The sequence below is a fragment of the Actinokineospora sp. UV203 genome (genome assembly GCF_056323665.1).
The window spans coordinates 3,892,632-3,915,142 of sequence record NZ_CM150484.1; the positions used below are offsets into that span (position 1 = coordinate 3,892,632).

23 protein-coding genes are annotated in these 22,511 nt (G+C 69.2%); 6 read left to right on the forward strand and 17 right to left on the reverse strand.

The window, feature by feature from the left end; all coding sequences use genetic code 11:
- Positions 1–114 precede the first annotated feature (114 nt).
- Complete coding sequence (gene leuA, locus ACUZ2Y_RS18395; RefSeq protein WP_476320463.1) at positions 115–1,905, forward strand: 2-isopropylmalate synthase; 1,791 nt, start codon at positions 115–117, stop codon at positions 1,903–1,905.
- A 42-nt stretch (positions 1,906–1,947) separates the two neighbouring features.
- On the opposite strand, the gene ACUZ2Y_RS18400 is transcribed toward leuA, so the two are convergent.
- From ACUZ2Y_RS18400 to ACUZ2Y_RS18410, 3 genes are all read right to left on the reverse strand, one after another.
- Positions 1,948–2,520, reverse strand: a complete 573-nt coding sequence (locus ACUZ2Y_RS18400; RefSeq protein ID WP_476320465.1) for a P-loop nucleotide/nucleoside kinase family protein — start codon at positions 2,518–2,520, stop codon at positions 1,948–1,950.
- Positions 2,521–2,610: 90 nt separating this feature from the next.
- Positions 2,611–3,174 carry an LppU/SCO3897 family protein gene (locus ACUZ2Y_RS18405; protein WP_476320468.1) on the reverse strand — a complete coding sequence of 188 codons (564 nt, stop codon included), beginning with the start codon at positions 3,172–3,174 and terminating at the stop codon, positions 2,611–2,613.
- A 132-nt stretch (positions 3,175–3,306) separates the two neighbouring features.
- On the reverse strand, positions 3,307–3,945 hold the full coding sequence (locus ACUZ2Y_RS18410) for a helix-turn-helix transcriptional regulator (RefSeq protein ID WP_476320470.1): 639 nt from the start codon (positions 3,943–3,945) through the stop codon (positions 3,307–3,309).
- A gap of 185 nt (positions 3,946–4,130) precedes the next feature.
- Here ACUZ2Y_RS18410 and ACUZ2Y_RS18415 point away from each other — a divergent pair, with 185 nt between their 5' ends.
- Complete coding sequence (locus tag ACUZ2Y_RS18415) at positions 4,131–4,958, forward strand: hypothetical protein (protein ID WP_476320473.1); 828 nt, start codon at positions 4,131–4,133, stop codon at positions 4,956–4,958.
- 18 nt (positions 4,959–4,976) lie between these two features.
- On the opposite strand, the gene ACUZ2Y_RS18420 is transcribed toward ACUZ2Y_RS18415, so the two are convergent.
- From ACUZ2Y_RS18420 to ACUZ2Y_RS18430, 3 genes are all read right to left on the reverse strand, one after another.
- On the reverse strand, positions 4,977–6,065 hold the full coding sequence (locus ACUZ2Y_RS18420) for a flavin-containing monooxygenase (RefSeq protein ID WP_476320475.1): 1,089 nt from the start codon (positions 6,063–6,065) through the stop codon (positions 4,977–4,979).
- A gap of 31 nt (positions 6,066–6,096) precedes the next feature.
- Entirely contained in the window at positions 6,097–6,420 is a 324-nt protein-coding gene (locus ACUZ2Y_RS18425) for a hypothetical protein (protein WP_476320477.1), read from the reverse strand.
- A gap of 73 nt (positions 6,421–6,493) precedes the next feature.
- Entirely contained in the window at positions 6,494–7,417 is a 924-nt protein-coding gene (locus tag ACUZ2Y_RS18430) for an alpha/beta fold hydrolase (RefSeq protein ID WP_476320479.1), read from the reverse strand.
- Positions 7,418–7,587: 170 nt separating this feature from the next.
- Between ACUZ2Y_RS18430 and ACUZ2Y_RS18435 the strand changes: the two genes are divergently transcribed.
- Both ACUZ2Y_RS18435 and ACUZ2Y_RS18440 read left to right on the forward strand, forming a co-directional pair.
- Positions 7,588–7,914, forward strand: a complete 327-nt coding sequence (locus ACUZ2Y_RS18435) for a helix-turn-helix domain-containing protein (protein ID WP_476320481.1) — start codon at positions 7,588–7,590, stop codon at positions 7,912–7,914.
- 196 nt (positions 7,915–8,110) lie between these two features.
- Positions 8,111–8,584: a DinB family protein gene (locus tag ACUZ2Y_RS18440; RefSeq protein WP_476320484.1), complete on the forward strand. Its 474-nt coding sequence runs from the start codon at positions 8,111–8,113 to the stop codon at positions 8,582–8,584.
- Between the two features lie 44 nt (positions 8,585–8,628).
- Here the strand turns inward: ACUZ2Y_RS18440 and ACUZ2Y_RS18445 are convergent, their stop codons facing one another.
- The 8 genes from ACUZ2Y_RS18445 to ACUZ2Y_RS18480 all read right to left on the reverse strand — a co-directional run bounded on the left by ACUZ2Y_RS18445 (position 8,629) and on the right by ACUZ2Y_RS18480 (position 16,483).
- Complete coding sequence (locus ACUZ2Y_RS18445) at positions 8,629–9,690, reverse strand: ABC transporter ATP-binding protein (RefSeq protein WP_476320486.1); 1,062 nt, start codon at positions 9,688–9,690, stop codon at positions 8,629–8,631.
- Positions 9,691–9,710: 20 nt separating this feature from the next.
- Complete coding sequence (locus ACUZ2Y_RS18450) at positions 9,711–10,796, reverse strand: ABC transporter ATP-binding protein (protein WP_476320488.1); 1,086 nt, start codon at positions 10,794–10,796, stop codon at positions 9,711–9,713.
- Positions 10,793–11,806: an ABC transporter permease gene (locus tag ACUZ2Y_RS18455; protein WP_476320491.1), complete on the reverse strand. Its 1,014-nt coding sequence runs from the start codon at positions 11,804–11,806 to the stop codon at positions 10,793–10,795. The genes ACUZ2Y_RS18450 and ACUZ2Y_RS18455 overlap by 4 nt, the downstream gene beginning before the upstream one ends.
- Positions 11,807–11,900: 94 nt before the next feature.
- Positions 11,901–13,664, reverse strand: coding sequence for an ABC transporter substrate-binding protein (locus ACUZ2Y_RS18460; RefSeq protein WP_476320493.1), 1,764 nt, complete (start codon positions 13,662–13,664; stop codon positions 11,901–11,903).
- 54 nt (positions 13,665–13,718) lie between these two features.
- Positions 13,719–14,723, reverse strand: a complete 1,005-nt coding sequence (locus ACUZ2Y_RS18465; RefSeq protein WP_476320495.1) for an ABC transporter permease — start codon at positions 14,721–14,723, stop codon at positions 13,719–13,721.
- Positions 14,724–15,025: 302 nt separating this feature from the next.
- A complete protein-coding gene (locus tag ACUZ2Y_RS18470) occupies positions 15,026–15,571 on the reverse strand; it encodes a uridine kinase family protein (RefSeq protein WP_476320497.1) in 546 nt (181 codons plus the stop codon).
- A complete protein-coding gene (recR, locus tag ACUZ2Y_RS18475) occupies positions 15,568–16,164 on the reverse strand; it encodes a recombination mediator RecR (RefSeq protein WP_091380237.1) in 597 nt (198 codons plus the stop codon). Before recR ends, ACUZ2Y_RS18470 begins: the two co-directional genes overlap by 4 nt.
- Before the next feature lie 7 nt (positions 16,165–16,171).
- Positions 16,172–16,483: a YbaB/EbfC family nucleoid-associated protein gene (locus tag ACUZ2Y_RS18480; RefSeq protein WP_228770092.1), complete on the reverse strand. Its 312-nt coding sequence runs from the start codon at positions 16,481–16,483 to the stop codon at positions 16,172–16,174.
- Between the two features lie 117 nt (positions 16,484–16,600).
- Here ACUZ2Y_RS18480 and ACUZ2Y_RS18485 point away from each other — a divergent pair, with 117 nt between their 5' ends.
- Positions 16,601–17,482 (forward strand): N-acetylmuramoyl-L-alanine amidase, encoded by an 882-nt coding sequence (locus tag ACUZ2Y_RS18485; RefSeq protein ID WP_476320501.1) that lies wholly within the window; start codon positions 16,601–16,603, stop codon positions 17,480–17,482.
- A gap of 25 nt (positions 17,483–17,507) precedes the next feature.
- Entirely contained in the window at positions 17,508–18,404 is an 897-nt protein-coding gene (locus ACUZ2Y_RS18490) for a TolB family protein (protein ID WP_476320503.1), read from the forward strand.
- Positions 18,405–18,532: 128 nt separating this feature from the next.
- Here ACUZ2Y_RS18490 and ACUZ2Y_RS18495 read toward each other — a convergent pair whose 3' ends face one another.
- Genes ACUZ2Y_RS18495 through ACUZ2Y_RS18505 form a run of 3 tightly spaced genes read right to left on the reverse strand, consistent with a single transcriptional unit; the run spans position 18,533 to position 22,455 of the window.
- Positions 18,533–19,633 (reverse strand): CU044_5270 family protein, encoded by a 1,101-nt coding sequence (locus ACUZ2Y_RS18495; protein ID WP_476320506.1) that lies wholly within the window; start codon positions 19,631–19,633, stop codon positions 18,533–18,535.
- Positions 19,626–20,210 carry an RNA polymerase sigma factor gene (locus ACUZ2Y_RS18500; RefSeq protein WP_476320508.1) on the reverse strand — a complete coding sequence of 195 codons (585 nt, stop codon included), beginning with the start codon at positions 20,208–20,210 and terminating at the stop codon, positions 19,626–19,628. Before ACUZ2Y_RS18500 ends, ACUZ2Y_RS18495 begins: the two co-directional genes overlap by 8 nt.
- Positions 20,211–20,250: 40 nt before the next feature.
- Entirely contained in the window at positions 20,251–22,455 is a 2,205-nt protein-coding gene (locus ACUZ2Y_RS18505; RefSeq protein ID WP_476320510.1) for a DNA polymerase III subunit gamma and tau, read from the reverse strand.
- Positions 22,456–22,511: the final 56 nt, after the last annotated feature.

The window sequence follows — 22,511 nt, forward strand, 5'->3', positions numbered from 1 at the left end:
CTCACGCTCTCCTCCTGCTTCGCTGCCGCGACGGGGCCTGATCAGGCCGGCTCCCCGTCGCGGAGTTCGGGCGTCGCCGCCGGTCCCCGACACCGTCAAGCAGGAGCCCCCGCAATGAGCAGTTCAGACGCCTACACCTCCGCCAACAGCCGGATCCGGACGCCGTCGCGTCCCATCCCGGACGGCCAGCCCGCGTGGAACCCGCAGCGCGGCAGCTCGATGCCGTTCCACCGGTACCGCCCGTTCCCCGAGCTGGTCGAGCCGATCGACGTACCCGACCGCACCTGGCCCACCAAACGCATCACCAAGGCGCCGCTGTGGTGCGCGGTCGACCTGCGTGACGGCAACCAGGCGCTGATCGACCCGATGTCGCCCGCCCGCAAGCGCCGCATGTTCGACCTGCTGGTGCGCATGGGCTACAAGGAGATCGAGGTCGGCTTCCCGGCGGCGAGCCAGACCGACTTCGACTTCGTCCGCGAGATCGTCACCGAGGGCGCGATCCCCGACGACGTGCGCATCCAGGTCCTCACCCAGGCCCGGCCCGAGCTGATCGAGCGCACCTTCGAGGCCGTCGAGGGCGCGCACAGCGCGATCGTGCACCTGTACAACTCGACGTCGATCCTGCAGCGGCGCGTGGTGTTCCGGCAGGACCGCGAGGGCATCAAGAAGATCGCCACCGACGGCGCCGAGGTCGTGCTGTCCTTCGCCGAGAAGTACGGCGACACCGACTTCCGGTTCGAGTACTCCCCAGAGTCCTACACCGGCACCGAGCTGTCCTACGCCGCCGAGGTGTGCAACGCGGTGGCCGGGATCTGGCAGCCGACGCCCGAGCGGCCGATGATCGTCAACCTGCCCGCGACCGTCGAGATGGCCACGCCCAACGTGTACGCCGACTCGATCGAGTGGATGCACCGCAACCTGGACAACCGGGACTCGCTGGTGCTGAGCCTGCACCCGCACAACGACCGGGGCACCGGCGTCGCGGCGGCAGAGCTGGGCTACCTGGCCGGGGCCGACCGGATCGAGGGCTGCCTGTTCGGCAACGGCGAGCGCACCGGCAACGTCGACCTGGTCACGCTGGGGATGAACCTGTTCAGCCAGGGCATCGACCCGCAGATCGACTTCTCCGACATCGACGAGATCCGCCGCACGGTCGAGTACTGCAACCAGCTGCCGGTCGCCGAGCGCCACCCGTGGGGCGGCGACCTGGTCTTCACCGCGTTCTCCGGCAGCCACCAGGACGCGATCAACAAGGGCTTCGACGCCATGCGCGCCGACGCCGACGCCGCGGGCGTGGGGGTCGACGACCACCCGTGGGAGGTCCCGTACCTGCCGATCGACCCGAAGGACATCGGCCGGTCGTACGAGGCGGTCATCCGGGTCAACTCGCAGTCCGGCAAGGGCGGCGTGGCCTACGTGATGAAGACCGAGCACCAGCTCAAGCTGCCGCGCCGGCTGCAGATCGAGTTCTCCCAGGTCATCCAGGCTGTCACGGACAGCGAGGGTGGCGAGGTCAGCCCGAAGGAGATGTGGGACGTCTTCGCCGGCGAGTATCTGGACCGGGTGTCCCCGCTGCGCCTGCGCCGCAGCCGCATCGCCGACGACGGCGAGGGCCGCGACGAGATCGCGGCGACGGTCGGCGTCGAGGGCGAGGACCACGAGATCACCGGCGCGGGCAACGGCCCGATCGCGGCGTTCGTCGACGGCCTGGCGAGCGTCGGCTACGACGTGCGGGTGCTCGACTACTCCGAGCACGCCCTGACGTCGGGCGACGACGCCCGCGCGGCGGCGTACGTCGAGTGCGCGGTGGGCGACCAGGTGCTGTGGGGCGTGGCGATCGACAGCTCCATCGTCACCGCTTCGCTGCGGGCCGTGGTGTCCGCGGTGAACCGGGCGCACAAGTAGGACCAGGTGCGCGTGCCGCTTCGGCGGCACGCGCACCTTCTGTCACCGAAGCAGGGCGCTGATCGCTGCCTCGATCGGGCCGACGTCCGGGTTCTCGTGATCCGAAGTGTCGACTTCGACCACATCGATTCCGTTTGGCGGCTTGAAGATCGACGGCTGCATCTCGCCCCGTTGGAACTGGGACGCGAGTTGCTGGTCGATAGGCCTGCCCGCGGCGGCCCGGGCGCGGAGGCGTCCGTCGATGACCGCTTCGCGAGCGGTGACATGAACAGCGAGCACTCTGGCGTCGACCAGCGCGTCCAGCAGCTTGTGGGACAACACGGAAGACTCGACGACGAAGCTCATCCGCGCGGAAGCGAACAGCCGCGCGGCGTCGACCATCACCGCCTCAGCCCGCTGACTCACCGGACCGCCCGCGACATGGAAGTCTGGCGTGAACCGAACGTCGCCGTCCTCGGCGACGGAAGCGGAAGACAGTCCCAGACCGGTCTTGAGCTCGTCCCGGGTCAGGAACGGCACACCGAGCCGGCACGCCGTCGCGCGGGCGACGGTGGTCTTTCCGGCCCCAGGGGTCCCACACACGGCGACAACCACCGGCCGATCCAGTCCCGACATCCGCCGATCGTGTCGGACCTTGACCGATAGGACAAACGAAAGGTGCGCGTGCCGACGAGCGGCACGCGCACCTTCTTGTCTGTCAGAGCGTCAGGCGGCTTCGCCCGGCGCGAGGCAGAGGGTCAGCTTCGGCTCGGGGTAGGTCAGCGGCGCCGACTCCGTGCACAGCTTCTCGTCCTCGACGCCTTCGGCCTTCTTGACGACCTTGATGGTGCCCGCCTTGCACTCGGTCTTCGCCATGCCCATGGCCTTGGACGTCGAGGGGTCCTCGTAGCAGGCGCCCTCGACGACGTTCGGGACCAGGCAGAGCTTCGAGTCCGGACCCCTGCGCGCGCTCTCGGTGTACTCGTCGTAGCCGCCGCCGCACTTCTCGGTGGTCGAGCCAAGAACCTTGCCGATCGTGTAGTTCGCCTCGGCGGCGCCACAGTCGACGACCTTGAACTCGGGCTTGGCGGTGGTGCCGGTGACACTCGCGCATTCGCCTGCCTTGGCCTGCGCCGCGTCACTGGAGAAGTAGTTGAACCCGTAGATGAGTCCAGCCACGACGATCGCCCCGACGATGTAGGTCAGGATCTTGACGCCGATGCTCTTCTTCTTGGGCGCGGGCTCCTCCGCGGGAACGTACGGAGCGGGCGCGGGCGTGTCGGTGCTCATGAATACCTTCAATTCGGTGATGCCCCCAATCACACACGGGATCGCGTGTCGGGCTGGCGGCACGCTACCGGCTCACGAGAGCTCAATGTGAAGGCTTTAACCAAACCGAGTCCACTTTGGAGAGCGATCCGGTCAGACGAGCCGGTTCTCGTAGGCGAACGCGGCGGCGGCGGTGCGGGAGGTGACGTCGAGCTTGGTGAAGATGTTCGACAGGTGCCGGGCCACGGTCTTCTCGCTCAGGACCAGCCGGGCGGCGATCTCCGGGTTGCTGCGTCCGGCCGCGACCAGCCGCAACACCTCGACCTCGCGCGCGGTGAGGCCGCCCGGGGCGGCGGGGGCGAGCAGGTGGGCGGCCTCCTGCTCGGCCGGGAGCGCCCCGAGGTCGTGGAAGACCTGGCGGGCGGCGGCGAACTCCGTGGTCGCGGACTGCTCGTCGGCCAGTTCGCGCAGGGCGCGGCCGATGAGCACCCGGCTCCGGGCCAGCTCGTACGGCGAGCTGAGCCGCTGCCACTCCTGCCGGGCGATGCGCAGTTCGGGCAACGCCGCGGCGGGGTCGGCTCGGGCGAGCAAGACCGCGCCACGCGCGTAGCAGGCCATGGCACGCAGTGCGGGGCAGCGGAACGACCCCGCGATGTCGGCGAGTTCGACGCTGAATTCGTCGGCGCGGTCGACCTCTTCCGCGTCCAGCAACACCTCCACACCCCCCGGAAGCAGATGCGACCGGTGCACCGGGTCGTGCAGTTCGGCGAGCACCCGGCACACGGCGGCCACGGCGGCCGGTTTGCGACCCCGCGCCGACCACAGCAGGGCGAGCCCGGGCTGCGGCTCATACCGTAACCCGCCGCGCGGTCGTAGGCCTCCTCAGCGGCGGCGAAGTCACCGCGGACCCGCAGGACATCGCCGCACTCGGCCATCGCCAGGCCCGCCGCGGCCGGGGACTCGACGGTGACGTAGCGGTGCACGGCGAGCTCGAACTCCTCGACCGCCTCGGCGAACGCGCCCCGGACCCGCATGATCTGGCCGCGGTGCACCGCGCACTGGCCGGTGAACATGACCAGACCCGGCTGCGCGTCGATCCACGAGGTCAGCGCGCTGGTCCACTCGGCGGCGCGGCCGTAGTCGCTGACCTCCTGGCAGGCCTCGATCATCGAGCAGTAGACCTGGCCGGCGAAGACCGGCGACACCTCGCCGGTGGAGATCCCGATCATCGCCTCGTCGAGCAGCTCCAGGCCCTCGGGGACGCGGCCCGAGTAGAGCAGCAGCCTGCCCTGCGCGTTGAGGCCGTTGGCCAGCAGGTCGGCGTCGCGGTACCGGCGGCCGTAGTCGGTGACGTCGAGCGCGAGCCGGTGGGCGGACTCGAACTGGCGGGTGACGACGCTCCGCAACATCGAGTGGACCAGCAGGTAGCCGCGCTCGACGACGTCGCCAGGGACGTCGTCGAGCAGGCGCTGGCAGCGGCTCACCCAGCCACCGCTGATCGCCGGTTCGCCTCCCATGAGCAGGACCATCGCGAGCCAGAACCCGCAGCGCACGGCACCAAGGGTGTCCCCCGCGTCCACGTGTCCCTGGTAGGCCCGCTGCATCGCCTGGACGCAGTCGTTCGGCCTGCCGACCAGGTAGGCCGCGGTGGCGAGTTGGGCGAAGTCGTCGGCGGTCAGCGCGGCGTCGTCCGCCTCGGACAGCGCCTCGTAGGCCGCCATCCACTCGCGGTGCTCGAACGCCGCGCGGGCCCTCGCCAGGTCGTCGACTACGCTCATCACGCATCACCCTCGGTCAAAGGATAGGCCCTGACCTGCCTTTTTTCAGGCTGGGACGGGCGCGCGGGCGGCGATCCGGCGGGCGAGGTACTCGGCGTCGCGGCCGATGCCGGGCAGGACCATGGAGCTGAACGAGTACTGGAAGGCCAGGCCGCAGAAGTACAGCCCGGGCACGTCGTCGACGACGCCGCGGAACTCGGTCGGCCAGCCGCTCTCCCCGAAGATCGGCAGCTTGATCCAGTCGAACACCTGCTTGAAGCCGGTGCACCAGACGACGTTCGCCGCGTCGACGACCCGCTTGTCGTCGAGCACGGGAAGGCCGCCGTACGCGCCGGTCACCCGGGACAGCACCCGCTCGACATGGCGTTCCTCGAGGTCCGCGCGCTTCACCCGCAGCATCGGGCCGCCGTGGGCGCGGATCTCGTCCATCACCTTGCGGCCGATCGGGTTGCGGCGGTTGAGCACGTGCCGGGCGACGAACAGCATCGTGGGGAAGGCCGCCCGGAACTTGCGCGACTCCAGGCGCATGGGGATCTGGCCGCAGTCACGTCCACAGAGGACGGTCTCGTGGATGGGCGCCACCTCGTAGGCGATGTCGGTGCCCGAGTGCGAGGCGCCGACGACGAGGACCTTGCCGGGTTGGAGCTGGCTTGGCCTGCGGTACTCGCTGGAGTGCAGCTGCCGGATGCTCGGGTCGAGCTCGCCGGCGAAGGCGGGAACGTAAGGCGTGCGCCCGAAAGTGCCGGTCGCGACGACGACGTTGTCGCACGTGATCGTGTCCGCGCCGAGCGAGACGGTGTACCCGCCGCCGGGGCGCGCTTCGAGGAGGTCGATGCGGGTGCTCATCCGCACCGGCAGGTCCCAATGCAGGGCGTAGCTTTCGAGGTAGTCGGCGACCTCGTCCTTGTGCGGGAAGGACCAGCTGTCCGTCGGGAAGGGCAGGCCGGGCAGCCCGTCGTACTTGGCGGGTGTGTAGAGCCGCAGCGTGTCCCACTGCCTGCGCCAGTTGTCGCCGACCCGGTCGTTGCCGTCCACGATGAGGAACGGGCGGCCGAGTTCGCGCAGGTGGTAGCCGGTGGATAGGCCGGCCTGGCCGGCTCCGATGATCAGGGTCTCGATGTGTTGGGTGGTCATGTCGCGCCTCCTGAAGTGGGGGCTTCGAACGCTATGGACCGGGCGGGGCCGCCGCGTCGGACAGAACACCCATCTGCCGGCGGCGGGCAATAGGTAGGTTCGTGTACCGCACGAACCAGACCAGCATCAGCGCCGTGCTGACCGTGTAGAAGCCGTGCAGCGCCCAGATCGGACCGGCGGGCAGGCTGAACACGTAGAGCGAGTGAATCAGGTTGCCGAGGTTGGCGAGCAACATGTGGCCCAGGCTGTAGGAGCCGAGGTCCCTGGTCCGGTGGGCCTTGAGGAGCATCGGCAGCGTGCTCGACGCGAAGATCACCGTCGAGGCGATTCCGGCGAACATCGGCATGCTGGTCATGGACTCACGCTAGGAACCCAGTGACCGCGGGCGCATCGGGCAAACGACGCATCCGCTTCGGAACCGCAATGGGTCAGTCGGGACGGCCGCCGCGCAGGATCTCCCGCCACCGGGCCGGGTCATACTCGGCGGGGTCGGTGCCCTCCAGGAACTCGTCGATCAGCTTGACGAACCGCGCGGGGTCGTCGTGGTGCGGGAAGTGGCCGGAGTCGGGGAACATCTCCAGCCTGCTGCCGGGCAGCGCGGCCTGGGCGACCTCGGCTTGGGCGGCTGGGACGATCCGGTCCCGCGCGCCCCAGATCAACAGCGTCGGCATGCCGATGGCCAGGTAGCTGCGGTCGAGCATCGTCACCACCTGGCCGCGCTGGTCGACCACCGCCCGCAGGGTCCGCAGGAACGCGGCCCGCGCGCGGCGTTCGCGCAGCAGCCGGTAGCGCTGCAGGACGTAGGTCAGGTCGGTGGTGTGGCTGGACACGGGCAGCCGGGGCAGCACCGCCAGGATCCCGTCGGCGATCGCGTTGACGGGGCGCGACACCGCCAGCGGGATCACCGCCTCCGCCCACGGCCCGGCGGCCAGGCGCAGCAGCGGGTGCACCGCCCGACCCGCCCCACCCCCGCTGACCAGCACCAACCGCTCGCAGCGCTCGGGAAACTGGTACGCGAACTGCATCGCCACCCCGGCGCCAAGCGAGTGGCCGACGACGGTCACGGTGTCGACGTCGAGGACGGCGAGCAGGTCCCGCATCCCACAGGCGTAGGCCGCGGCGGCGTAGTCGGCCCGCGGTTTGTCGGAGTCACCGTGACCGAGCAGGTCAGGCGCGATGACGGTGTAGCGCTCGGCCAGGTCGGGCAGCACGTCCCGCCAGGTCTCCGAGGAGTCGCTGATGCCGTGGATGAAGAGCAGGACCGGGCCGCTGCCGCCCATCCGGTAGGCCCGCCGGTAACCGTGGATGTCCTTGAACCGCAAGGTGACCGCGAAGGGGTCGGTGTCGGGCATGGCGCCTCCAAGGACAGCAGACACCCATTGAGCAGCAGGGGTGCTGCCAATCGATGACCGGCGCGTTTCCTGCTCGTTTCACCACCGGTTCGCGCCGCCAGTGATCATTTGTCAACTCTCCAGGTGCGCGAACGAGGAGCCGACTCGACGTCCCCGCCGAGATCTACGACGTGCTCAGGGACGTGCTTCAGGCGTTGTCTCAAGGGTTCGCGATCACCATCGCGCCGTTGCACACGATCCTGACGACAAGCGAGGCCGCGCGTCTGCTCGGCGTGTCCCGGCCAACCTTGGTGCGTTTACTGGAATCCGGCGAAATCCCGTTCGATCAACCCGCCCGGCATCGGCGGGTGCGGCTTGCCGACGTGCTCGCCTACCAAGAGCGCGCCAGGCGCGCACGGGGCGCCGGTCTCGACGAGATGGTGCGAGTCGCCGAGGAAGATGGGCTCTACAAGCTTCCCGACGCGCCCATCGACCGTTCTCACCCTCGCCGTGGATGACTTGCTTGGTCCGCTGTGGTCAACGCATGCCCTCGATGGGTTGGAGTGGAACCTCATCGGGCGTGGAGCGACTCCAACGCATGTCGACGAGCGCGTAGAAGTTCGCCTTGTAATACAAGCCAGTGTTCACCCTGATCCGCACCGGGGGTGAAATGATCGCGGAGTGGACAAGCAGCAGAGAACCGAACCCTCGCGGGTGGCAGACGAACGCGCTTCGCTGACCCAGTTCCTGGACTGGCAGCGCCAAACCCTCGCGATGAAGGTCGCAGGCCTGACCGGGGAACAGCTCAAAGAGAAAGCCGTTCCCCCTTCCGCGATATCGCTGCTCGGACTGGTCCGGCACCTGGCCGACGTCGAGCGGAGCTGGTTCCGCAACGTCATCAACGGGGAGCAGGTCCCGAGCTATTGGGGCCGCGGAGCAGACGGGGAACGCTCCGAGTTCGACGTCGACGAGGCTGATCCGGAAAAAGCGGTCGAGGTCTGGGATGAGGCGTGTGCCCGGTCGCGGGCCATCGTCGACAGCGCCGAATCACTCGATGTGCTCGGACGCCACGGCGATGAGGAGTTCTCGCTTCGCTACGTGCTCACGCACATGATCGAGGAATACGCGCGGCACAACGGCCATGCTGACTTTCTCCGCGAGCGCATCGACGGGGCCACCGGGGAATAAGCGAGAGCGGCCAGGAAACCCCTGGCCGCTCTCGGTCTGTCTACTCAGGAACGCGACGCACCGGTCGGATCGATGGTCAGCTTGTCCGTGTTCTCCGGGAAGTGACACGCCGCGCGGTGGCCGGGAGCCAACTCCGCCAGCGGCGGCTCCTCCAGCTTGCAGATCTCCTGCGCCTTCCAGCACCGGGTGCGGAAACGGCAGCCCGACGGCGGGTTGACCGGGCTGGGGACGTCGCCCTGCAGCCTGATCCGCTCACGGTTGCCGCGCCGGGCGGTGTCCGGGATCGGCACCGCCGAGAGCAGCGCCACAGTGTACGGGTGCATCGGCCGCTCGTAGAGCGCGGTGCGGTCCGCGATCTCCATGATCTTGCCGAGGTACATCACCGCCACCCGGTCGGACACGTGCCGCACGACCGACAAGTCGTGCGCGATCATCACGTACGTCAGGTCGAACTCGGTCTGCAGGTCCTCCAGCAGGTTGACGACCTGCGCCTGGATCGACACGTCCAGCGCCGAGACCGGCTCGTCGGCGACGATCAGCTTGGGGCGCAAGGCAAGCGTGCGGGCGATGCCGATGCGCTGGCGCTGGCCGCCGGAGAACTCGTGCGGGTAGCGGTTGTAGTGCTCCGGGCTCAAACCCACCAGTGCCAACAAGTCCTGCACCGCGCGCTTGACACCGTGTTCGGTCTTGACTTTCTGCAGCTTGAACGGCGCCCCGACGATCGTGCCGACCGTGTGCCGCGGGTTCAGCGACGAGTACGGGTCCTGGAAGATCATCTGGATGTCGCGGCGCAGCGGTCGCATCTTGCCGACGGACAGGTGCGAGATGTCCTTGCCGTCGAAGACGACCTTGCCCGCGGTCGGCTCCAGCAGCCTGGTCAGCAGCCTGCCGGTCGTCGTCTTGCCACAGCCGGACTCGCCGACCAGCGAGAGGGTCTCGCCCTTCATCACGTCGAAGGTCAGGCCGTCGACCGCCTGCACGGCGCCGACCTGGCGCTGCAGCAAACCCTTACGGATCGGGAAGTGCTTCTTCAGTCCCTCGACGGACAGCAGCGCCTCGCCGGTCCGCTCGGCCTCGACGGGCTGGGTTTCGGTCTGTGCGCTCACGGCGTCCCCGTTTTCGATACTCACAGCTTCGGCCTGATCTCGGTGTCCCAGATGCGGACCCGGTTCTCGGCGGAAAGGTGGCAAGCGATGTGGTGGTCGCCGCCGATGTCACGGAACTCGGGCCGCTCGGTCATGCTGAGGTCGCCGTTGAGGTTGGCGTAGGCGCAGCGCGGGTTGAACGGGCAGCCGTCCGGCACGTTGATCAAGCTCGGCGGCGTGCCCGGGATCGGCAGCAGCCGCTCGGTGCGGTCACGGTCGAGCCTGGGCATCGAGCCGAGCAGACCCCACGTGTACGGGTGCTGCGGCGAGTTGAAGATGTCCTCGGCGGTGCTGTACTCCACGGCCCGGCCCGCGTACATCACCATGATGTCGTCGGCCAGCTCGGCGACCACGCCGAGGTCGTGGGTGATGATGATGACCGCGGAGTTGAACTCCTGCTGCAGATCCCGGATCAGGTCGAGGATCTGCGCCTGCACCGTCACGTCGAGCGCGGTCGTCGGCTCGTCGGCGATCAACAGCTCCGGGTCGCAGGACAGCGCCATCGCGATCATCGCGCGCTGCCGCATGCCGCCCGAGAACTGGTGCGGGTAGTCGTCGACCCGGCCCTTGGGGTTGGGGATGCCGACCTTGTCGAGCAAGTCGATCGCGTGCTTGCGGGCCACCGACTTGGCGACCTTGTTGTGCACGCGGTAGGCCTCGATGATCTGGTTGCCCACCGTGTAATACGGGTGCATCGCCGACAGCGGATCCTGGAAGATCATCGCCATCCGCTTGCCCCGTAGCGCGCGCACCTTCTCCGCGCTCATGCCGACGAGGTTCTCGCCGTCGAGCAGGATCTCACCGGTGATCTTGGCCGTGCCCGCCTTGTGCAGACCCATGACCGACAGGCTGGTCACGCTCTTACCCGAGCCGGACTCGCCCACGATTCCCAGGGTCTTGCCGCGCGCGACGCTGAACGACAGGTCGTCGACCGACTTGACGACACCGTCGTCGGTGGGGAAATGCACCCGCAGGCCGCGTACCTCGAGGAACGCGTCCGGGTTCGTCGACGGCTCGGGCCGGGTCACGGCGCCGCCGTCGAGGCTGTCTTCGGAAAACTCACTCACTTGGTGCGCACCCTCGGGTCGACGACGGCGTAAAGGAGGTCCACGACCAGGCTGGCGACCACGACGAAGAAGGCCGCCAACATCGTGACACCCATGACCTTGGGGAGGTCGTAGTTGGTGATGCCCTCGATGGCGTACTTGCCCAGGCCCTGCAGTGAGAACGCGCTCTCGGTCAGGACGGCGCCGCCGAGCAGCAGGCCGACGTCGAGGCCGAAGATCGTGAGGATCGGGGTGAGCGCGCCGCGCAGACCGTGTTTGACCACCACGGTGCGTTCGGGCAGACCCTTCGCCCGCGCGGTCCGGATGAAGTCCTCGTTCATCGTGTCGAGCATGCCCGCTCGGGTCTGCCTCGCGTACTGGGCGGAGAACAGGAACGCGAGCGTGATCCAGGGCAAGAGCAGGTTGTACGCCCACTCCGCCGGATTCTCCAGCAACGGTGTGTACGCGCCTCCTGGCGCTGTCCAGCCCAATGAATAGCTGAAGAACGTCAGCGAGATCAGCCCGGTGAAGAAGATGGGGAGCGACACACCGGCGAGGGCGATGCCCATGGCCGTGCGGTCGAAGAACGTGCCGCGGCGCAGCGCGGAGAGCGTGCCCACCGCGACACCGCCGATCAGCCACAGCGTCGCCGCGCCCGCGGCCAGCGACATCGTCACCGGTGCGCGGTCGAGCAGTTCGGGCCAGACCGGCTGCTTGGTGCGGAAGGAATAGCCGAGGCACGGCGCGGGGCAGCGCTCGACACCGGCGCCGTAGTCGAAGTCGGCGCCGACGACGACGCCCTTGACCCAGTTGCCGTACTGGACGACCACCGGGTCGTAGAAGCCGAGCTTCTCCGCGGTGATCTTGACGGTCTCGGCGGTCGCGGCCCGGCCCACATAGCGGGTGGCCAGGGTTTCCGGGGTGCCGCCGACGAGCCTGGGCATGACAAAGAAGATCGAGAACGTCACCGCGCTCACGATGAAGAGGAGAACGACCGCTGCGAAGAGCCGCCGGAAGATGTATGTGATCACCGTGGCCGGCACCGGTGGCAGGCCCGGGGGTCACCCGGACCTGCCACCTGCTGCCTTCACCTGCCTATCGTGGAGTTACCGATGGGGAACGTGGTTACGCGAGACCCATGGCGAGGTAGTCGTACATGCCATAGGCGTCGGAGACGAACACGTTGGTCAGTCCCTTGCCACGCAGGATCAAGCTCTTGCTGTGGACGCCCGGGAGGATCACCGCTTCCTCCATGACGCGCTTGTCGATGGCGCCCCACATCTTCTCGCGCTTGGCCGTGTCGGTCTCGCCGATGGCCTCATCGAGCATCTTGTCGATCTCGGGGATGCGCACGGAGGTGTTGGACGAACCACCGGTCTCACGGATCACGCGGCTGTCGACGATCTGCGACAGGAAGCCGAAGCCGTCGTTCCAGTCGGCGCCCCAACCGTTGAGCGCGAGGCCGAGCTTGTTGGCCACGACGTACGGCGGGTTGCCCGCGAACTGCGAGAAGTAGTCACCCTGCGGGAACGGGCGCAGCGTCAGCTTGATGCCGACCCGGGCCAGTGCCTGCTGCATGGACTCCGCGGCGGCCTTCTCCTTCGGCCGCTCGGAACGGTAGGCGATGTTGGTCTCGAAGCCGTTCGGCTGGCCGCAAGCCGTCAGGGCCTCCTTGGCCTTGGCCACGTCACCCTTGTTGTCAGCACCCGCCGGGTAGAGGTCGAACTTCTCGGCGCCGGGGATCTGCGGCGGCATCAGCGTGCTCGCGATGTCGCCACCGGAGAACGCGCCGCCGTACGCGGTCTGGTAGCCGGTGCGGTCCACGGCGTACAGGACGGCCTTACGGCATTCCTTGTTGTCCAGCGGAGCGACGGTCGGGTTGACCGAGGTGTACCAGAGACGCGCGATCGTCGGGTTGTCCGCGGTCGCCTTGAGGGCCGGGTCGCTGAGCACGCGGCTCAGGGACGCGGGCTGCACGCCCGTGCCCGTGATGTCGATGTGGATGTCGCCCGAGATGACCCGGTTGTCGATGTCGTCGGCGTTGACGTTCATCGTGACCTCGTAGCCGTCCGGCAGCGCCTTGCGGTTCGGGTCGGTCTCCGGCTTCCACTCCGGGTTGCGAACGAGGTTGAACTGCTTGTCGATCTCGTTCTTGTCGAACTTGTACGGGCCCGTGGAGAGCACCTTCTCGCGGTACTTCGCGCCGGTGTCCTTGGCCTCGGGGACCGGAACGGTCTGCGGCAGGTGCGCGAAGTAGTCGAAACCACCGAAGGGAGCCTTCAGGTGGAAGACGATCGTGCGGTCATCCGGCGTCTCGATCGCCGAAGTGGTGTCGATGCCCTTGGACTTGTACGGGCCCTTGTAGCCCTCGGGCAGGTTGAGGTAGCCCTCGAAGTACGCGGGACCGTTGGGGAAGGTCTCCTTGTCGGTCGACCGCAGCACCGCGTGCTTGACATCCTTCGAGGTCACGGTGGTGCCGTCCTCGTACTTGATGCCCTCACGCAGCTTGTAGGTCCAGGTCTTGCCGCCTTCGCTGGCCACGCCCAGGCTCTCGGCGAGGTCCGGGACCAGCTCGTTGCTCGCGCCGCCGGGGGCGGGCTTGAACATCAGCAGCGAACGGCCGTAGAGCCGCAGGAAGTTCCAGGAGTACCCGTAGTAGGTCTCACCCGGGTCCAGGGAGTCCCACGTGCCGGCATTGGCGATCTTGACGATTCCCCCCTTCTTGTCCGAAGGGTTGAATGTCTCAGTGAGCGCCGCATTGAAGGCAGGGGTGGCGGTGCCACCGCCGCCGTTCTTGTCGCCGCCGGTGCCGTTGCCACCACAGGCCGAGAGGCCCATGACGACAACCGCACCCGCGGCCACCGCGGTAACCAAGCGCTTGTTGTTCATCTTGCGGTTGCACCCTTTCTTTCCCGGAGCAATGGGATTACCGGAACCAATCACCTATCGAGCCCGCGGATCGAGGGCGTCACGCAGCCCGTCTCCGAACAGGTTGAAGGCCAGCACGGTCACGAAGATCGCCAGACCGGGCCAGAGCATGAAGTGCGGCATCGTGTAGAAGCGCGATGCCTCCGAAAGCATGCCGCCCCAGGTCGCGGTCGGCGCGTTGATGCCGACCCCGAGGAAAGACAGCGCGGATTCGAAGAGGATGTTGGTCGGGATCAGCAGCGTGGCGTACACGAGGATCGGGGCGACCAGGTTGGGCAGCAGTTCCCGGAACAGGATGTACGGGCCGCGGGCGCCCAGGCTCCGGGCCGCGTCGACGAACTCACGCTCGCGCAGCGACAGGGTCTGGCCGCGGACGATGCGCCCGATGTAGGGCCAGTTGAAGAAGCCGATGATGAAGGTCAGCATGCCGATGCGGACCGTCTCCGAGCCGAGGCCGAAGATCGTGTCCGGCATGACGCCGACCAGCGCCATCGCGAAGACCAGCAGCGGGAACGCGAGGAAGACGTCCATCGAGCGGCTGATGATGGTGTCGATCCAGCCGCCGAAGAACCCGGCCATCACGCCCATGACGGTGCCGATCAGGACCGACAGCACGGTGGCGAGGAACGCGATCAGCAGCGAGATCCACGATCCGGCGAAGATGCGCGCCAGCAGGTCGCGGCCGTTGACCGGCTCGATGCCCAGCGGGTGCTCAAGGCTCATCCCGCCGAACGTGCCCTTGGGCGAGAGCGTCCCGCCCTCGGTGTCGATCAGGTCCTGATGGAAGTCGTTCGGACCGATGACGTTGAAGACACGGTCCAAGACCAGCGCCGCGATAGCCGCGAGGATCAGCGCGATGATCACGAACGCGCCCGCGATGGCGATCTTGTCGCGCTTGAGGCGCAGCCACGCGATCTGGCTGAGCGAACGGCCCTGGATCGCCTTCTTGCTCATCCCGACAAGGATGACCTCGGGTGGCGCTTCAGCGGTCGACTCGGTCACTTCGAGCGGCGGCGTCATCCGACGAACCGCCCGTGCCGAGGCGACTGCGCGACGAGCCGAGGCGTGTGCGCCTGCCGGCTAAGTCGCGCGGATCGCTGGTAAGCCATCACGCACTCCTCGTTTTCCGCTCAAAACTGTGCACGGGATCTCACCGTGTGGTCGCCGACCATAGCCGCTCATAACTACTTCCCTCAGCTACGGCAGGTCACGATCCGGCCAACTGGTATACGCAGAATCACCGTTACGCGACAGCTTGCCTACGATGCGTGACGTTTCTTGATCGTTCGTCCGTTCAGCGGACACCCGACTGCGTCAAATGGTCAGGAACGGACACGCACGCAAGCGCGCGCCCGTGTGTCGTCGACGGCGAACCAGCCGGACTCGAATGCCTGCCAGCGCACCAGTTCGGCCCGGCTCGACTCACCGTCGCGGGCCACCGAGCGCTCCAGGCGGGTCGCGAAATCGCCAGACTCGACCCAGATCAACCGCGAGAGCCGGGGGTGCACGGAGCGTCGGCCCGAGGACACACCCTCGATGATGAGCACATCGGGCACCTCGACGGTGATCCACGCGCCCGGAGAGGGCACCCCACCAGGCCATTCAGTGCGCTGGTAGGTGCCGGGAACGCCGTTTTCGAGCGGGTTCAGCACGCCTTCGACAAGCCGGGACCACCAGGCGACCGGGTCGTCCCAGGTGGCGAAGTGATCAGTCGGCACCACGGCCGTGGCCACGCTGCGTGTTCGCAGGTCGTCGGCCAGCCGGGCCGCGAGGGTGGACTTGCCCGCACCCGTCGGCCCGTCCACGGCGACCAGCCGGACAGCGCCCAGGCGGGCGGGCGCGGTCAGGATGTCGCCGGCGAGGCTCACACCGTGCGGCGGCCGGACATCGCGCGACCCAGGGTCAGCTCGTCGGCGAACTCCAGGTCGCCACCCATCGGCAGCCCCGACGCCAACCGGGTGACGGTCAGGCCGGGGAAGTCGCGCAGCATCCGGATCAGATAGGTGGCGGTCGCTTCGCCCTCGGTGTTCGGGTCCATCGCCAGGATCACCTCGGTGATCTCCTCCGACCCGATCCGCGTGAGCAGCTGGCGGATGCGGAGCTGCTCCGGGCCGACACCGGACAACGGGTCGAGAGCGCCGCCGAGAACGTGGTAGCGGCCCTTGAACTCGCGGGTCCGCTCGATCGCGAGGACGTCCTTGGGCTCCTCGACCACACACACCGCCGACGGGTCGCGGCGGGCGTCGGAACAGATGCGGCACGTCGTCTCGGCCGAGACGTTGCCGCAGACGTCGCAGAACACGACGCCCTCCTTCACCTTCTGCAGGACCTCCTGCAGCCGGGTGACGTCGGCGGGTTCGGCGCCGAGCAGGTGGAAGGCGATCCGCTGCGCACTCTTGGGCCCGACCCCCGGCAGCCTGCCGAGTTCGTCGATCAGGTCCTGGACCGGGCCCTCGTACATCTCTCGCTCACATACCCGGCAGGCCGAGCCCGCCGCCCAGTCCGCCCGCGAGCGGGCCCATCTTGGTCTCGGCCAGCTTCTGCGCCTGGGCGCCCGCGTCGCGCACGGCGGCGACGATCAGGTCGGCCAGCGTCTCGGTGTCATCCGGGTCGACCACCTTCGGGTCGATCTCCAAGGCCTTCAGCTCGCCCGCGCCGGACACCGTCGCGGTGACCAGGCCGCCGCCCGCGGAGCCCTGGACCTCGGCGTCGGCCAGCTCCTGCTGCGCGTTGAGCAGCTGTTCCTGCATCTTCTGTGCCTGCTGCATGATCGCCTGCATGTCGGGCGCACCGCCACCGGGAAACACCGCGGCCCCTCTCGTTCGGGAACGACCCGACGGTCTGCGTCGGTGTCTCCACCAGCTTAGAGGGCACCCACCTGTGGCATCGTGGGCGCGGTGCTGAGAAGACACGCGAACGCGCTTGCCGCCGCCTGCGCCCTCGCCGCGGTGATGTCCGCGTGCGGCGGCCCGCAGGCCATGCCGGTCGGCCAGACGCTCGCGGCCACGACCTCGACCTCCCCGTCAACCACGCCGCCCACGGTGCCGGCGACTACTACTCCCCCGACTTCGTCGAGCGTGCCGCCTGCACCGACCGCGACGACGACGAGCACCGCGAAAGCGCCGCCCGCGACCGGGCGTGTCGTGGTGATCGACCCCGGCCACAACGGCGGCAACGCCACGCACACCGCCGAGATCAACCGGCAGGTGCCCGCCGGGCGCGGGCGGACCAAGCCGTGCAACACCACCGGGACGGCCACCCAGACCGGCTACCCGGAGCACGCGTTCGCCTGGGACCTGGCGGTCCGGCTGCGCGAGATCCTCACCGCGCGCGGGGTCAAGGTCGTCATGACCAGGGCCGACAACGCGGGGGTCGGGCCCTGCGTCGACCGGCGCGCGGCCATCGGCAACGAGTCGGGCGCGGCGGCCGTGGTGTCGCTGCACGCCGACGGCTCGACCGCGGCCGGGGCACACGGGTTCCACCTGGCGTACTCGTCGCCGCCGCTGAACGCCGCGCAGGGCGAGCCGTCGCTGCGGCTGGCCCGGGCGGTGCGCGACAAACTGGTCGCGGCCGGTTTCCCGACGTCCAACTACGCGGGCAAGGACGGGCTGTCGGCACGCGACGACCTCGCCGGGCTGAACCTGACCGAGCGGCCGACCGTGCTGGTCGAATGCGGCAATATGCGTGACGCCGCCGAGGCCGCGACGCTGTCGAGCGCCGCGGGCAGGCAGCGTTACGCCGAAGGGATTGCGAACGGGATCCTCGGATTCCTTGGATGACCCGTGTTGTGACAGGGTGGAGATCATGTCGGGGATGCGGGTGCTCGATGTCGACGAGCGCGAACGGTTGCTGATCTCGGTGACCGATGGCGACCAGGCACGCCTGGTCGAGATCGATGCCAAAGGCGTGCGCCGGAACCTGGAGACGGTGACCGACCTGCGGGCCGCCAAGTACCTCCCCGGCGACCGCAAAATCGTTGTCGAGCACGGGAAACCGGCCCAGCTGTCGCTGCTGCGGGTCGGCGCGGGCATGGCCCCGATGCTCGGCTCGGCCGACTACGACACCGAACTGCTCGGTGTGCTCCCCGGCCGCATCGTCTACCGCGCCAACCGCCGGCACCGGCTGCTGTTCACCGTGGTCATCCGCAACGTGCTGGTCGGCGAGGAACAGGCCGTGTACGACCGCGGCGGCGCGGTCCTGGAGGCGGCGGTCAGCCCGAACAGCCGCTACATCGCGATTCGGCTGCCGCGCAAGCTCTTGCTGGTCGACACGATGCCGGTCACCGAGGACGACCACGTCCGGCTGATCTCCGCCGAACCCGCCGACGCGGGCAGGCGCAACCTGCGCTGGCTCCCCGACTCGATGCGCCTGGTCGCCACGGACTACCGGGGCGATGAGGCACGGATCGTGCGCTTCAAGGTCGGCGACGAGAAGTGGGAACCGCTCGTCCCGTCGCTGCCTGCCGGTTCACAGGCCCGGCTCGCACCCGACGGCAGGCGCATCGCCGTCGTCGACGGCCTCCGGATCTCCTTCCACCAGACGGAGAACGGCCGCTTCCTCCGCTCCGCCGACCTCCCCAGCCCGGTATCCCCCGACGGCTTGGTCTGGTCCCCTTCATCCCGCACAGTCGCCGTGACCACAGAATCCGGCGACGCCGCCCTCGTCGCCGCCGACTCCGCCCGCATCCGCCCCATCACCTGACCGCGAGTCGCCCCTCCAGGCAAACGAGTCGCCCCGTCCGGCAAGTGAGTTCGACATTCGTGCCATCGCGAATGTCGAACTCATTCGCTGGAAGGGGCGACTCACTTGCTGGAGGGGGCGACTCGCGGTTATTTGGTGGGGGGTGTGCCGAGTTGGGGGACTATGGCGGTTTCTACTGAGGTGAAGCTGATGACGGTGCCGGGGTGAACCTTGTCCATGTCGGTGCCCGCGGTTTCGCGTTCGCCGATGAAGTGGCCGGTGGCGGGGTCGATGATGATCTCCTTGCGGCCTTCGCCCTCGCCGACGGAGTAGGCGACGCCGATCTTGCCGTCGAGGTTCGCGGCGCGGTCGGTGATCTTCAGGCTCGGCACCATGGCGAGTGCGCGGTACAGGTTGGCGCGGATGTCGGCGGGGACGATGCCCGACCGCAGGACGTCGCCCACATAGACGAGCACCACCTCGTCCGGGCCCTTGCCGTGGCCCGCCGTGTCCGCCCGCAGCCGGTCGTAGAGCTGACGCGGGTCCTTGGGCAAGCCCGCCAGGAACTCCGGCGTCGGGATCTGCCATGCCCCTTCGCGGGAACAGGGCTGCCTGTTCTCGTCGGCCGCGCCGAAGTCGCCGCAAGGGGCGCGCTCCTCACGGTCGGGGACCAGCTGCTCGTCGACCGGGTAGCCCGCGGCCAGCGCTTCCTCCCGGGTGCCGACAACCCACTTGCGGTTGCCCGTGTCTTGGCTGCGCAGCAACCATTCCTGACGGTAGTCCGCCGGGATCCACGTCTCTTTCTTGCTTTCCGCCAGGTAGGCGAAGTAGTCGTTCCCGTCGGTCATCTGCATGCCGTTCAGGTACCAGGCGTGGGTGCCCACGTAGCGGTACTGCCCGGGGCCGACCGGCGGGTCGGCCGCGCCGACCCGGTCGGCGGCGGCGTTGAGTTCGGCCGCGGCGGCGCTCGCTGATGGCGGTTTTCCGTTGAAGGACACCGTTTGCGCTACCAACAAACCGGCCACCACCGCGGCGACGGCGGCCGCCGGAACCGCCCATCGCACCCAGCGGCGCTTCTTTGTCGTGGTCATCGTCTCCCCCTGTTCGGGGCCGCCCGCGGCGGCCATCAGCTCGGCACGCGCCCTGGCGAGGGCGTGCGCGTCGGTTCGCACAGCGGAGTTCAGCCGCGACAGCGCGGTGTCCAACTCGTCCTCCGACCAGAGCTCACGCAGGTTGTCGTCGTCACCCATGGCTTTCCTCCTCTCGTGCGGTGTGCTGACGATGACCGTTGGCACGCAACGACTTGCGGACCCGATGCAGCCTGGACCGCACCGTTCCCACGGGAATCCCGAGTGCCTCGGCGACTTCCTTGGAGTCCAGGCCCGCCCACGAGGTGAGCAGCAGGACATCCCGGTCGCCGGGCGAGAGGTCGGCCAGCGCGGCCGCCAGTCTTCGCACGGCGATCTCGGCGTCGACGCGGTCGGCGACCCGCGAACCTTCGTCGTGGCTCTCCTCGCGGCCCACCGCCCGGATGCCCGCCCGGAGCGCGCGCTCCTCCTGGCGGACGAACCGGCGCATCAGGTTGGTCGCGATGCCGTAGAGCCAGGAGCGGACCGTGCCCTGTCGGGCGTCGTAGGTGTCGCGTTGCCGGAGCGCCACCAGGAAGGCTTCGCTCACCAGGTCGTCGGCTATCTCGGGCCCGACGCGGCGGGCGAGGTAGCGGTGCAGTGGGGCCGCGTGCTGGTCGAACAGGCGGCCGAACACCAGCGCCGCATCCGGACCGCCCAGGTACGGGCGGTCGGACTCGGTGTCGTCGCGGTCGGTCATCGTCCTCACATCAGTTGTTGCCCGATGCGAGGGCCCGCGTTCACGACTTCAGCGGTTTGGCGCCCAGTTTCTCGGCGAGCAGCTTGAGCATGGCCTCTTCCGGGTCCTGCCGGGAGCCTTCCGCGCCGGGTTCCGGGGCGTGGGCGGCCTGCGCCATCAGCTCTTCTTCGTCTTCGGGCTCCGGCGGGAGTTCCGGCTCCGGCGGCGGAGGCGGCGCGTCCTCGGCGGGCGGCCGGTTGTTGATCACGCGACTTGGCGGCTCGTACGTGCGCTGCGGCGACTGGGCCACCGGGCGGGCGGGCGCCGCGCTCGTCGGGGTGCTGCCCGGTTCGGCGTGGACGCAGCGAACCTGCCACGTGCCACCGAGAACGGCGTTGAGCGCCTGGGCGATCGCCTCGACGTTGCGCGGCTCACCGAGCCTGCGCGCCAAGGGGGCGGCGGTGTGCGCGACGACGACCGTGTTGCCCTCGACGGACTGCACGGTCGCGTTGGTGAGCATGGCTTCGGTGCTGCGACTGGCTTTGCGCACGGCGCCGAGCAGCTCGGACCACACACGGCGGATGGCGGTGGCGTCCAGGGCTCCCGGAGTGGACGGGGTGGGCGCCGGGGCGACGGGCGCGCTCCCGCTATGCGGGGCGGCCCCGTTCGCGGGGGTGCTCGGCGTGGGCCAGTCCGAACCGGGTGCGGCGGCGGGCGCCGGAGCGCCGGCAGTGGGCGAGCCGGCCGGCCGGGCAGCCGGACCCGCGGCGTCGGGTCGGGCAGCGGGCGGGTCTACCGGAGCGCTCGCTCCGGTGGCGGCCGCGGGTGTGCCGGCGTGGGCAGGTTGCGCTGCGTCGGCAGACGATGCCGCAGCGGTTCGGCCGGGTGCGCCCGCAGCGGTCGCAGCGGTCGAGGCGGCGGCGGTTCGGCCGGGTGCGGTCGCGGTGGCCGGGCTTGCCCCGGTCGCGGCGGCCGGGGCGGCGGCGCTTCGGGTGGGTGGGGCCGGTTGTTCGGCCTGGCGCTGCGAGGGGCGGGTGATCACCGGGTGGGCCGGGGTGTCGTCGGCGGGCGCGGCGGCCGGCGCGCTCCCGCCGACGGTGACGCGCCTTTCCATCTGCTCCAACCGTTGCAGCACCGCGGAATCCGCGGCCGCGTCGGTCGAGACCGCGCCGGGCAGCAGCATCCGCGCGCACAGCAGTTCCAGCAGCAGACGCGGGGCCGTGGCGCCGCGCATGTCGACGAGTCCTGTGTGGACGATCTCGGCGTAGCGGGTCAGGGTGCCGGGGCCGATGCGCTCGGCTTGGCCGACCATCCGGTCGATCTCGTCGGCGGGTGCGCTGACCAGGCCGCGGGTGCCCGCGTCCGGCACCGCCCGCAGCAGCACCAGGTCGCGCAGGCGGTCGAGCAAGTCGGAGGCGAAGCGCCGGGGGTCGTGGCCCGCTTCGACCAGCCGGTCGACCGTGCCGTAGACGGCGGCGGCGTCGCCCGCGCTGAGGCCGTCGACCATGTCGTCGATCAGGGCGACGTCGGTGACGCCGAGCAGGGCGACCGCGCGCTCGTAAGTGACGCCTTCGGGGCCCGCGCCCGCGAGCAGCTGGTCGAGCACCGACTGGGTGTCGCGCGCCGAGCCGCCGCCCGCGCGGATGACCAGCGGGAACACGGCCGGTTCGATGGTGGCGCCCTCGGCGGCGCAGTTGCGTTCCAGCAGCTCGCGCATCGCGCCCGGCGGGATCAGCCGAAACGGGTAGTGGTGCGTGCGGGAGCGGATGGTCGCGAGGACCTTGTCCGGTTCGGTCGTGGCGAAGATGAAGACCAGGTGCTCCGGCGGCTCCTCGACGATCTTGAGGAGGGCGTTGAAGCCCTGGGTGGTGACCATGTGCGCCTCGTCGACGATGAAGACGCGGTAGCGCGACTGGGCGGGCGCGTAGAACGCGCGATCGCGCAGTTCGCGGGCGTCGTCGACACCGCCGTGGCTGGCCGCGTCGAGCTCGACGACGTCGACCGTGCCCGGCCCGTTCGGCGCGAGGCCGACACACGAGTCGCAGGTGCCGCAGGGCTCATCCGTCGGGCCCTGTTCGCAGTTCAGCGACCGGGCGAGGATGCGCGCGCTGGATGTCTTCCCGCAGCCACGCGGACCGGAGAAGAGGTAGGCGTGGTTGACCCGGCCTGCCGACAGCGCGACGCGCAGGGGGTCGGTGACGTGTTCCTGGCCGACGACCTCGGCAAAGGTCGCCGGTCGGTACTTCCGATAAAGGGCAAGCGCCACGGGCCCGACCCTACCTGGCTCGACCGACATCCCCGCGCCCGGGAAGCTCCGACGGC